9 protein-coding genes are annotated in these 13100 nt (G+C 39.2%); 7 read left to right on the top strand and 2 right to left on the bottom strand.

Annotated features, from left to right (window positions below; translation table 11 throughout):
- The first annotated feature begins 68 nt into the window (after positions 1-68).
- Entirely contained in the window at positions 69-554 is a 486-nt protein-coding gene (locus ACFSGI_RS00595) for a MarR family winged helix-turn-helix transcriptional regulator (protein ID WP_204826447.1), read from the top strand.
- A 95-nt stretch (positions 555-649) separates the two neighbouring features.
- Here ACFSGI_RS00595 and ACFSGI_RS00590 read toward each other — a convergent pair whose 3' ends face one another.
- Positions 650-1255 (bottom strand): TetR/AcrR family transcriptional regulator, encoded by a 606-nt coding sequence (locus ACFSGI_RS00590; RefSeq protein WP_204826446.1) that lies wholly within the window; start codon positions 1253-1255, stop codon positions 650-652.
- A 260-nt stretch (positions 1256-1515) separates the two neighbouring features.
- Here ACFSGI_RS00590 and ACFSGI_RS00585 point away from each other — a divergent pair, with 260 nt between their 5' ends.
- A complete protein-coding gene (locus tag ACFSGI_RS00585; RefSeq protein ID WP_204826445.1) occupies positions 1516-2817 on the top strand; it encodes an aldehyde dehydrogenase in 1302 nt (433 codons plus the stop codon).
- A 71-nt stretch (positions 2818-2888) separates the two neighbouring features.
- Here ACFSGI_RS00585 and ACFSGI_RS00580 read toward each other — a convergent pair whose 3' ends face one another.
- Entirely contained in the window at positions 2889-3317 is a 429-nt protein-coding gene (locus tag ACFSGI_RS00580) for a hypothetical protein (protein ID WP_204826444.1), read from the bottom strand.
- Between the two features lie 329 nt (positions 3318-3646).
- On the opposite strand from ACFSGI_RS00580, the gene ACFSGI_RS00575 reads away from it, so the two are divergent.
- The 5 genes from ACFSGI_RS00575 (at position 3647) to ACFSGI_RS00555 (ending at position 13089) form a co-directional block, all read left to right on the top strand.
- Positions 3647-5170, top strand: coding sequence for a CoA transferase (locus ACFSGI_RS00575; RefSeq protein ID WP_379282153.1), 1524 nt, complete (start codon positions 3647-3649; stop codon positions 5168-5170).
- A gap of 284 nt (positions 5171-5454) precedes the next feature.
- A complete protein-coding gene (locus ACFSGI_RS00570) occupies positions 5455-7197 on the top strand; it encodes an alpha-glycosidase (RefSeq protein ID WP_204826443.1) in 1743 nt (580 codons plus the stop codon).
- Between the two features lie 494 nt (positions 7198-7691).
- On the top strand, positions 7692-9818 hold the full coding sequence (locus ACFSGI_RS00565) for a BglG family transcription antiterminator (protein ID WP_204826442.1): 2127 nt from the start codon (positions 7692-7694) through the stop codon (positions 9816-9818).
- Entirely contained in the window at positions 9815-11782 is a 1968-nt protein-coding gene (locus tag ACFSGI_RS00560; protein ID WP_204826441.1) for a PTS mannitol transporter subunit IICBA, read from the top strand. The genes ACFSGI_RS00565 and ACFSGI_RS00560 overlap by 4 nt, the downstream gene beginning before the upstream one ends.
- Before the next feature lie 152 nt (positions 11783-11934).
- Positions 11935-13089, top strand: a complete 1155-nt coding sequence (locus ACFSGI_RS00555) for a mannitol-1-phosphate 5-dehydrogenase (protein WP_204826440.1) — start codon at positions 11935-11937, stop codon at positions 13087-13089.
- The last annotated feature ends 11 nt before the right edge of the window (positions 13090-13100 follow it).

Below are 13100 nucleotides of genomic sequence, written 5' to 3'. Positions count from 1 at the left end.
CGGTTACAAGTGATAGGCTATTTTTGCACAAAAGGTTGCTATAACAACTAAAACAGTAGGTGAATGTTATGCCTTATGACGTAGAAAAGAGTTATACCGTATTGATTCGTGATGTACATCTCGCAATCTCCGGTCATATTAAAAATAAATTATCTCCATTTAACCTAGCGCCCGAGCAAAATTTTATTATGATGCTGTTATGGAAAAAAGACGGGATTACACAAAATGAAATTGGTGAGCGCTTAGGGAAAGACAAAACCAATATTACGCGTATGATCTCTAATTTAGAAAATAAAGGGTTTGTCCGCAAAATTACATGCACAGATGATCGTCGTTGCTTCAAAATATACCTGACTCCCGCAGGTGCACAGTTGGAACAAGAAGTCTGCCCTGTGATGGAAGAAGTCGGTCAAGAACTGGTAGATGGGATTTCAGCAGAAGAACTGGTGGTATTGCGTCGTCTGCTTACCAAAGTTCGTGATAACGCAAGCACAACTGCGCCTTCGATCTGTCCAATCGCTGCTTCACCATCAATCCCTATGAGTAATGTCTAACTAATGTACGCATAATGTAATTTGTAGCTTGTATAAATAACAGGTAAATCCTCTTTTAACTTTAAAAAGTGGGATTTGCCTTTTTGCTATGTCTGCTACTCTTCATCTTCTGCATACATCCGAATAATCTGAATCGGCCCACGCGAATTAAGCTGGATCATCTGCTCGGTCATTTTCTCCGGTGTGTAAGGCATATCATTATCTAACCACCAATAGATCACGCCTACATACGCAGACCCGATATAACTAGCAATCACATCTTTATGGACAAATAATTTATCATCGTCAAACCGCGAAAATTTCTGCTCATAAAAAGTTGTAATATACCGCTTCATATACTGGATAAAATTCATACTGGCGTTGCGTTCAAACATCACACGAAAAAACTCTTTGTATTTGATCACATACTCAAAAATGCGTTGCGCAATATAACGTTGTAGATCATCGATCGAAGCATTAATAACCGATGCTTCTTTGGCATCTCCAAATAATTTGCCCAAAATCTCGTCGGTGGTTGTATATAATAAATGATCTTTTGTTTCATAATGCAGGTAAAATGTTTTACGGTTTAAGGTGGCAAGGTCGGTAATATCCTGAATTGTTATCTGCACATACGGTTTGCGATCCATCAGATCGATCAACGCATCTTGTAACAAACGGCGTGTACGTCGCACACGAGGGTCTAATTTTTGGTCTGGCAACCTAATTCCTCCTTCTACTGTTAGGGTGGGTTGGATGTTTATGGATAATTTTGATCATAATCTATCTGTTCTATCTTATTACCCACTTTATGCACAGATGTCGCTTTTGCCACACCTTGATACAGTTTGGTTATTGTAACTATGTGATCAATAGCGTATAATTCAATTTATCACAATTTAATATGACAATTTATTCATATATATTAAGCTAATCAGATTTGTCTATTATAAAAAAACAGATATCAAAAGGAGTTTTACACATGACAACAGCACATGAGTTAGTTCAACAACAACGACAATTTTTCAATACAGGTAACACCAAAGATGTAACATTCCGTATTCAAGCTCTAAATCGTCTTAAAAAAGCGATCGAGAAATTCCATCAACCGATTTTGGATGCTTTAAAAAGCGACTTGAACAAATCGGAGCCTGAAGCTTTCGGTTCTGAAATTCGTATCGTTTTGGGCGAAATCGACTTTACGTTAGAACATTTAGAACAATGGGCAGCACCACGCAAAGTACCTACTGCTTCTACTTTGCCAGATTCGAAAAGCTTTATTCATCCAGAACCTTATGGTGTAGCGTTAATTATCGCTCCCTGGAATTATCCTTTCCAATTAGCATTTGGCCCGTTGGTTGGTGCGATGGCAGCCGGTAATAGTGCAGTGATCAAACCTTCTGAATTAACACCTGCGGTATCTAAAGTAACTGCTGAATTGATCGCAGATACATTCCCTAGCGAGTATATTGCTGTTATGGAAGGCGAAGTTGAGACAAGTACAGCATTGCTCAAAGAGAAATTCGATTATATCTTTTTCACAGGTAGTACAGGGGTTGGTAAAGTGGTGATGAGAGCAGCAGCAGAACATTTAACTCCAGTGACATTGGAATTAGGCGGTAAAAGCCCAAGTATCGTTCACAAAGATGCGAACTTACAAGTTGCAGCTCAACGACTTGCTCGTGGTAAATTTTTGAATGCAGGACAAACATGTGTAGCACCTGATTATCTATTAGTACATGAAGATGTACGTGAAGAATTTATTTCGTTATTACAAGCAGAAATCAACGATAAATATACAGAAAATGCGACGCAAAATCCAAACTTCCCGCATATCGTGAACCAACGTAACTTTGATCGATTAGCGAAATTTTTGGAAGATGGTGAGTTCTTAATCGGTGGTCGTTCGATTCGTGAGCAATTGGTCATTGAACCTACACTATTAGGTAATGTGGATTGGAGTTCACCGGTGATGCAAGAAGAAATCTTCGGACCGATCTTGCCTGTGATTGAATACAACGATCTTAATCCTATTTTAGACGAAATCACCAATCGCCCTAAACCACTTGCTCTATACTTATTCACCAATGATGAAGAAGTACAAGATCAAGTATTCAATACTGTGTCTTTCGGTGGCGGTTGTGTTAACGAAACATTATCTCATATGACTTCACACTACCTACCTTTCGGCGGTGTTGGTGACAGTGGTATGGGTTCCTATCATGGACAACAAAGCTTTGAATTATTCTCTCATCACAAAAGTATTCTAAAACGTAATTCATAAGAGAATGATTTTAAAATAAAGACTAATATAGGAATAAATAAAAACCCTGTGCAATTGCATAGGGTTTTTATTTATTCTAAAACTGTTAATTCGTATATTTCAGATAAATGATTATTCAATTGTCTTTTCCATAATTCAACTTTCTCACCTACAGATATATTAGATAAGGTTGTTTCTTCTCGAACCTTTGTATAGCCTAATGTTTTATCATTTTGAGCATAATTGTCTATCATTTTATAAAACTTTGAGTTTTTAGAAACAGAGTGCATTGTTTTATTATCTAATATGATTTCATATAAAACAACTTCCCCATCAATCCTATTATTTTTTTCTTCAATTTTAGTAATAGTACCTAAATAATATTGCTGTTGAGTATCAGGCTTATTCCACCTATCAATACCACCACTTTTAAAAAAAGAGAGTACCAATGCAAGCATAAATACTAACAAAAAAATTATAGCTAATAACCATTTTGATCTTTTTTTATTTAAAAAATTCAATGTCATTCCATCCTTTACTAGTTTTATAGAATTTCATTTTTTAGTTTCGTGCATCTATATTCTTAATTTGTATTTACAAATGTATAAACTGAATTTCAGAATAAAAGTTATTAAAAGCTTATCAATAATTATTGATAAGCTTTTCGAATATGTACTACGTTCCACAAATGAAATTAAAAGCGGAATTAAATAACTTAAATTACACTTTATACACATTTACTGACTATGTGTGGCTTTGTCCCCATTTCACACTATGCTGGTTATTGAGTCCTTCTTTGGGTAAGTTTATAATTATATGTATACATTTACTTATGGATGGAGTGAAAGCAATGAGTAATTCAACTAATATCGAAATGAACACAATCGATCAAATCAAACAACGGATTTTAGATGCTCAGCGTAATCGTGTAACGACTACTGATTTTGATATTCATGCAGAATTGGAAAACGTATTACAAGATATCGGATTATCTTCCGCAGATAGCGGCGGAGAAATTTCATTTACAGGCAAAGACCCAATTGTACCTAGTGTTCTCCGCCTTGCAAGTTCCGCAGGAATTGGAATGGTTGCCAAATCTGTAGCCGCTGCTAATCTATGGCGACTTCGTGGTGGTAAAGGACAAGATATTTCACTAGATTTGCGTAAAATTCTACATCGATTATCCCCTTTCTATGATCGTAAATGGGAAAAATTAAACGGATATTCACCTGCTAGTCCTTCTGATCCTAGTCAAGCGCTCAAATTTGGCTTTTACGAAACGAAAGATCATCGCTGGGTGATGCCACTGGAACCTTATCCTAAACTCAAAATCAATACACTTAAATTATTAGATTGCGCCGATACACCGGAAGCTGTCGCTAAAGCCATCTCTACATGGAATGCCAAAGATTTGGAAGATGCTGCTGCCAAAGTAGGCGTAGTTATGCCGATGGCACGTACATTAGAAGAATTTATCGAAGAACCTACATTTGCCGATGTTGCCAAATTACCACTTATTCAAATTGAAAAAATCGGTGAAAGTGATCCAGAACCATTATCGCAAGGCGTATCTTCTCCACTGGAAGGTATACGTGCGCTAGGCATGGGACATGTGATCGCTGGAGCAGGTATAGGACGGGCACTGGCGCTACAAGGAGCAGATGTACTCAATATCTGGCGTCCATCCGATTGGGAAGTCGATACCACTTACTACACATCTAGTGTAGGTATGCGTTCTTCTACGTTAGAGATCGGCGAACCACAAGGTCATGCCAAAATGCAAGAATTGTTACAAGATGCAGATATCTTTTTTGCGAATCGTAGACCTTCATATCTGAATCGTTTTGAACTCGATCCACAACAAACTGCTGCTATTCGACCAGGTATTATTCATGTATCTGTTTCTCTTCATGGCGAAGAAGGTGTCTGGGCAGATCGAGTTGGATTCGATCAGACCGCAGGAACGGTGACAGGCGTTATGTGTCTTGAAGGAACACCGGAGAAACCACAATTACCCGCTATTCTAGTAGTGAATGACTATATTATTTCATGGCTTGCGGCGGCTGGCGCGATGGCGGCTCTAGCAAGACGTGCCGAAGAAGGCGGCAGTTATAAAGTACACATTTCACTCAGTCGTGTATCATTATGGTTAATGTCGATGGGTATTTTCGATAAAGATTATGCTTATGCGACAGCAGGTTCTTCTGACGAACATCTGTATCTTGATCCTGACTTATTTACAGCAGAAACGATCTGTGGAGATTATCAAGGAGTGACCGATCAAGTACAAATGTCTGAAACACCAGGACATTACAACACTGTACTGGTACCAAGAGGATCTAATCGCCCCGAGTGGTTACCGAAAAATATGTAACATTCTTTTTGATTTATTGATTCTATACAAATAAATAGAAGTATCCTTTATCAATAATAATGACTAATCTAAAATAATCTTTGAACTTCAGCAATTGGGTTACGATAATAAGCTTAGGTATAGCTTGTTATTGTAACCTTTTTTGTCTTTATCTCAATTCTGTCAAACGATCTACAATTATCTGTTGATCAAGACGCTTTCTAGTTGGTTCCTATAATTCTTTTTAGGGTATAAATCGATAGACCATACGTAGTCTAATACATATCTTAGTAGGAGGAACATCTATGTTAATCGAAGCTGTCTATCATCGTCCCAAGCTCAATTGGGGTTATCCTTATGATCGTGAAACGATTCATTTACGTCTACGCACCAAAAAACAGGATGTGAAAGAAGTCTGGGCGCTTGCTGGTGACAAATACATGTGGGAAAAATCTAAAGAACGCGTACAGATGCATGTGTTCGCCACCGATGATTTGTTCGATTATTGGGAATGTGAAGTCGTTCCTCCTTTCCGCCGTATCAAATACGGATTCCTTCTCAAAAATGATGATGAAGAGATTTGGATGGATGAAGATAAATTTGGCAAAGAAGAGCCGAAAATGGATCGTTTATTCGATATTCCATTTATCAATCCAGTCGATGTATTTACACCACCGGCATGGGTGAAAGACGCTGTTTTTTATCAAATTTTCCCGGAACGATTTGCTAATGGCGATCCTTCGATCAATCCGAAAGACACATTACCGTGGGGCGAAAAGCCGGAATGGTTTAACTTTTTCGGTGGCGATCTACAAGGGATTATCGATCATTTAGATCATTTGACCGAGCTAGGTATCAATGCGATTTATATGACTCCTATTTTCAAAGCGACCACTAACCATAAATACGATACAGAAGATTATATGGAACTTGATCCTCATTTCGGGGATAAAGAAACATTGAAGAAATTAATTAACACTTGCCATGATAAAGGGATTCGCGTGATGTTTGATGCGGTATTTAATCATTCCGGTAAAACCTTCGCTCCATTTGTCGATGTGCAGGAAAAAGGTGAACAATCTAAATATAAAGATTGGTTCCATGTACGTAAATTCCCGTTAGCTGTCGAAGATGGGATTCCAACATATGATACGTTTGATTTTGAGCCATTAATGCCAAAGCTAAATACTGAAAATCCTGAAGTCAAAGAGTATCTACTGAATGTAGCTAGATACTGGGTCGAAGAATTTGGAATCGATGGTTGGCGCTTAGATGTTGCCGATGAAGTCGATCATCATTTCTGGCGTGAATTCCGTCAAACGGTAAAAAATATCAATCCAGATGTGTATATTTTGGGCGAAATCTGGCATGAATCTTCTCCGTGGTTGCAAGGCGATCAATTTGATGCGGTGATGAATTATCCGTTCAAAAATGCTGTAACTGACTTCTTTATAGAAGATACGACCGATGCGTTAACGTTTGCTCATGCGATTGGGACACAGATGTCACGCTATCCTCGTCAGGTAACTGAAGTATCATTTAACCTACTAGACAGTCATGATACAGCGCGTGCGCTGACGCTTGCTAAAGGTAACAAAGATCGTCTGAAATTAGCCGTCACTTTCCAGATGACCTATAGTGGTACTCCTTGTATCTATTATGGAGATGAATTTGGAATGGAAGGCGAAAATGATCCGGATTGCCGTCGTTGTATGGTCTGGGATGAGAAAGATCAAGATTTAGAATTGTTTGCTTTTTATCAACAATTGATTAGTCTACGTAAACAATATCCTGCTCTACGTCAAGGTACATTTAAGTTCTTGCATGCCAAAGAAGGCAATAATGGACTGATCTACGAGCGTTCTGATGATAAAGACACATTTGTTATTGCGATGAACAGCTCTTCTGAACCGGTAACAGTGAGTATTGATGTAGAAACATCCAAGTGGGAAAACATGTTAGATCAGTCTACAGTTCAAGTTGATAATGGAAAATTAGAAGAAAAGCTACCTGCTTTTGCATTTTTGATTTTAAAAGCAGTGAAATAAAGGTATATCTTCACTTGTTTATATCTAATTTATAATAAAAACCTACTTTCTGCTGAGAAAGTAGGTTTTTATTTATGTGATAAATATCAACTATTTATAATCAATTTCCGATATTCAAAATGACAGGCTTTTTTACATTTTATTCAAGTGTTTCAACAAGTATTATTTCGGTTTATGTTTATACATTATTTAGTATTTAGTAACAATTTTTTATCATTTTTTGTCGAATTTATTTTTGCAAAAGTAAGACTTTATACACCCTTTATCGCAAAACATTATTTTTATTTATCCTTTTTGATTATTCGTTTTTGGCTGCTTATTTACTCCCTCTTTACCTTTGTCCCTTATACACAAAGGACAAATCGTATCATCTTTCAATTGATATCTTCATGTTAAAACCTTAAACTTTGAAGTATTCACTAATAGTTCTTATTTCTTAGCTCTACGATTATGATATCGTTTTCAATCGGACTTTGGAAAGGAGGATATCGATTTTGGAGAAGCTGACCGCTCGCCTCACGATGATGCTACAGTTTCTGGTTGCCTCTCATGGTGACTATATTACAATCAGGGACTTGTCCGATCATCTAGATGTGAGTGAGAAAACGGTCAAGCGTGAATTGCCAAGCGTTGAAGACTGGTTGCATCAAAGACAGCTAACCCTGATTCGCAAACCGGGTACAGGGCTTGCACTGGAAGGTAGTCCAGAACATCTGGCTATTGTACAGCAAGAACTGGAAGAACAGACACCTAAGAAAGACTACACCCGTGAAGAAAGGCATTACTTCATTATAAGTGAACTTCTACTTTCCAAAGAACCGATTAAGTTATACACCTTTGCTTCACAGTTCAAAGTCACAGAAGGCACACTCAGTAATGATCTGGATCGTATCGAACAATGGCTTCAAGCTTTTGAAATTACATTGATTCGCCGACCCGGACTTGGTGTCTATATTGAAGGAACAGAAAGTAGTATCCGCTCTGCACTGGTACATCTTCTCTATGAAAGTGTAGACGAATACCAGTTGAATCATCTAGTACGTGATCGTTTTCCTACTGAAGAACAACCGGGACGCGTACAATTCCATATCCGCAATCGCCTGCTGAACCTGGTTGATGATGGAATGATGAACCAGCTTCAGCAGTACTTGAGTGATCTGGAACGTGAAATGCATATGAAATTAACCGATAGCGCGTATATCGGGCTGGCTGTTCATTTAGCGCTGGCGATAGAACGTATACGAAGAGGTCAACGCATCACGATTGCTCCTCGTATACTGGATGAGCTCAAGCAACTCAGTGAATTTGAGACCGCACGTACACTCGCGATCAAGTTAGAACAGTCTTTCGATATTGTGATTCCTGAAGATGAGATGGGTTATATCACCATGCATCTCAAAGGCGCTGAAACAAGACTTAGCGTCGAATCTGATCCGTATTATGAACATGTTAGCTTTGAACTGGTCAAGCTTGCCCGAGATGTACTGAAAATGGCGGAAAGTGAAACCGGCTTCGAGCTCAAAGGAAACAGCAAGTTGTTTGCTGGATTTATTAACCATCTAGGCCCTGCGGTCGAGCGACTGCGATTAGGACTAGATATTCGTAATCCTTTGCTCGCACAAATCAAAGAACAATATGGCCCTACTTTTGAAGTCGCTCGTAAGTGTTCGACGCTACTGGCTCAGTTTACAGGCAAAGAAGTACCGGAAGCAGAGATTGGCTATATGGCGATGCATATCGGCGCGATGTCTGAATATGCGGCTGCTCAGAAAAAACCATTTAAAGCATTAATCGCTTGTGCTAGTGGAATGGGAACATCCAGTTTGCTGTCTGTTCGAGTCAAACGTGAATTTCCAGCATTACAAATTATTGATGTCGTCTCTTCTTCGGAAGCGGTTCGTTTAGAAAAGCGGGCTGATATTATTATCTCAACTGTAGAAGTAGATAGTCTAATTCCAATGGTACGCGTATCGCCTTTACTTTCATCAGAAGACATTATAGATATTCGTAAAACATTATCCAAGCTAGATACTTCTAAGCATACTCACCATGAATTACAACAATCGCTTGATCCGAGTGTGCGCTTAACTGAAACATTAAGCACTCATAAAGAAACACTCACCGGCATCTTAGATTTAACACAAGGATTAGTGATACGAGATGGATACAGTTCCTCTTCAGTGAGTGACTTGATTCATCAGATTGCAACAACTTTTACCGCTTCTACAGAACGAGCACATGTGTTAGAGCAAGAGTTACATGAACGTGAACGATTGGGTGAAACGGTTCTTTCGCAAGATGGATTGATTCTGTTACACTGTCGTTCCTCTGTCGTTCCTAAGCTTTTTCTAGGCGTGATGCGATTTGCACATCCGATATCAGCCGCTTCTCAATCGGTTGATCTTTATGCCGCGATCGTCTTGCTTGCTCCTAAAGACAGCAGTAAATCATATCTGGAAGCAGTTAACGAAGTCAGTAAATCATTGATCGACCGTCCTGGATTTGTGACTAGAGTCGTATCGGGTAGTGCCGCTGAATTAACGGCTGAGATTTCTAGCTTAATGAAAGATTTATATACTCGCAAAATCGAACAATATATGATGGAGGTCGAACAATTATGAGTTCTGTGCAGACAGCTACAAAAGAAAGAAAAAGTGCTCGCGATCGCGTACAAGCATTCGGACGTTTTCTAAGTTCTATGATTATGCCGAATATCGGTGCTTTTATCGCCTGGGGTCTACTAACTGCTCTATTTATTCCAACAGGTTACTGGCCTAATGCTACACTAGCAACAATGGTTGATCCGATGATCAAATATTTGCTTCCTTTATTGATTGCTTATACCGGTGGTAAAGTCGTAGCTGATCATCGTGGTGGTGTACTCGGTGCGATTGCTGCAATGGGTGTTATTGTCGGCGCTGACATTCCAATGTTTATCGGTGCCATGATTATGGGTCCACTTGGTGGATATGTGATCAAACAGTTCGATAAATTGATCGAAGGTAAAGTAAAATCTGGTTTTGAAATGTTGGTTAATAACTTCTCCGCAGGTATTATCGGTATGTTGCTTGCGATTCTAGGCTTTGTCGGTATTGGGCCATTAGTAGAAGCATTTACTATGTTTGTAGAATCAGGCGTTAACTTCTTGGTTGCTCATGATCTTCTACCATTGGTTTCAATCTTTGTAGAACCAGGTAAAATTCTATTCCTGAACAATGCGATTAACCACGGTATCTTTACACCGCTAGGTGCGCAACAATCTCTAGAGACTGGTAAATCCATTTTCTATCTGTTAGAAGCAAATCCAGGCCCAGGTCTTGGTGTATTGTTGGCTTACTGGATCTTCGGTAAAGGTACAATTAAAGGTTCTGCTCCAGGTGCAATTATTATTCAATTCTTTGGCGGTATTCATGAAGTCTACTTCCCTTATGTATTGATGCGTCCAATTTTGTTTATCGCTGTTATTCTTGGCGGTATGGCTGGCGTATTCACTAACAGTATTCTAGGTAGTGGTCTAACAAGTGCTGCTTCTCCAGGTAGTATCTTGGCTATTATGGGTCTTGCTCCAAAAGGTGGTCACCTTGTTGTATTAGCGGGTGTAGCTGCTGCAACGATCGTTTCCTTTATTTTCTCAGCAATCTTCTTGCGTAAAGCACCAAGTGACGAAGATTTGGAAAAAGCACAAGCAGCTTCCAAAAACATGAAGTCTGGTGGTAATGCTGGCGGTCCTGCTTTGACATCTGCTAACGATCTTCAAACAGGTGAAGTTCGCAAAATTGTGTTCGCTTGTGATGCAGGTATGGGTTCAAGTGCGATGGGTGCTTCCTCTTTCCGTAAAAAAGTACAACAAGCAGGTCTACCGATCAATGTAACCAATACAGCGATTGATGCGATTCCTTCTGATGCAGATATCGTCGTAACTCAACAAAATCTAACCAGTCGTGCGAAAGGCAAAGCGCCAAATGCACAGCATGTATCGATTGATAACTTTATTAACAATCCGATCTATGATGATATGATTGAACGTCTCAAAGCAGCTACAGCAGGTAGCCCGGACTCTTCTATTCCAGATAATGCTGCTGGTGTGAAAGAAGAAGTCAGTGATGTATTGAGTCACAATGCTCCACATGTGGTACAAGATACAACAACGTCTAACGCAGGTTCTAACATTTTGCGTAAAGAAAATATCGTATTAGGTCTTGAAAGCACATCGAAAGAAAATGCGATTGCCAAAGCAGGCGAAATGCTAGCCGCAGCAGGTTATGTCAAACATGATTATATTGCAGCGATGCATGAGCGTGAAAAAGTAGCTTCAACCTATATCGGTAACGGTGTAGCGATCCCTCATGGTGTCGGTGAAGCGAAAAAACAAATTCAAACATCAGGTATTGTCGTTTTACAATATCCAAATGGCGTAACGTTTGAAGGCGGACTGGCTTATCTTGTTATCGGTATCGCTGGTGCAGGTGGAGAACATCTTCAAATCCTTACTAAGATTGCTGAAACGATTGAAGATGAAGCGACTGTACAACATCTAGCTAAAGTTACAGATGCTGAAGAAATCTATCGCACATTCTCAATCTAATCCTATAGTTATTCCGGTTGAATCAGCAGCGATTTCGTTGCTGATTTGACCTGTTTATATCTACTTTTGCTTATATAAGCTACACATTAAGGATGTCTTCTGTCTATTTATAGAAGAGACAATCTTACAAATACTTACGGAGGTGCAATATTATGAAAAAAGCGATTCAATTTGGTGCAGGAAATATCGGTCGTGGATTTATTGGAGCTCTACTATCTAATGCAGGTTACCATGTGGTATTTGCAGATATTAATGAACAGATGATCAACGAACTAAATGAGAAAAAGAGCTACCAGATTCATATTCTTGATCTGGAAAAAAGTGTAGAAACGATTACCAACGTATCCGGTTGTCTTTCTAACGGTACAGATATTATTGACGAAATTGCTAGTGCAGATATTATTACTACTGCGGTAGGCCCTAACGTTTTGAAATTTATCGCACCAACGATTGCACAAGGGATCGAAGCGAGACGTAATGCTGGTGGCGGTTCGCTAAATATTATCGCTTGTGAAAATATGGTCGGTGCAACAAGCCATCTACAAGAACAAGTATTGACTCACCTTTCAGAAGAAGGCAAAGCTTATGCGGAAGAACATGTAGGATTTGCAAACTGTTCTGTAGACCGTATCGTCCCTCCTTTCCAGGGTGACAGTATTCTAGACGTAGGTGTAGAAGCTTTCCATGAGTGGATTGTAGAAGAACCTAAGCTTAAAGGCGGTACGCCTGATATTGATGGTATGAAATTGACAGACAATCTAGTGGCTTATGTACAACGTAAATTGTTTACACTGAATACAGGTCATGCCATTACAGCGTATATCGGTTTCTTGAAAGGTCTAGAAACGATTGACCAAAGTATTCAAGATGACAGTGTACGTGCGATCGTACGCCCTGCGATGGAAGAAAGTGGCGCGGCATTAGTACAAAAACATGGTTTTGATGCAGATGAACATGCTAAATATATCGATAAAATCGAAACTCGCTTCAAAAATCCATATATTCGTGATGAAGTGATTCGTGTGGGTCGTGAACCTTTACGCAAATTAGGACAAGCTGACCGTCTGGTGGGCCCTGTGAAAATGGCGACTGAATTTGATCTAGGACGCGATCATTTGCTCAAAGGGATTGCCGCTGCGTTCCATTATGACAATACAGCCGATCCTCAATCAGCAGAACTACAAGGACGCATTCAAGCAGAAGGCTTTGGCGCAGTAGTCAGCGATGTCACAGGCTTTGCTAAAGATAGTGATGACTACAATAAAGTAATCACTGCTTATGAAGAATTAAAATCATTCAAAAGCTAAATATACAAAAA

The sequence above is a fragment of the Paenibacillus nicotianae genome (genome assembly GCF_042681745.1).
Taxonomy (GTDB): domain Bacteria; phylum Bacillota; class Bacilli; order Paenibacillales; family Paenibacillaceae; genus Saccharibacillus; species Saccharibacillus nicotianae.
The sequence above is the reverse complement of the archived record's forward strand: the minus strand, read 5'-3'. Positions and strand labels throughout refer to the sequence as shown.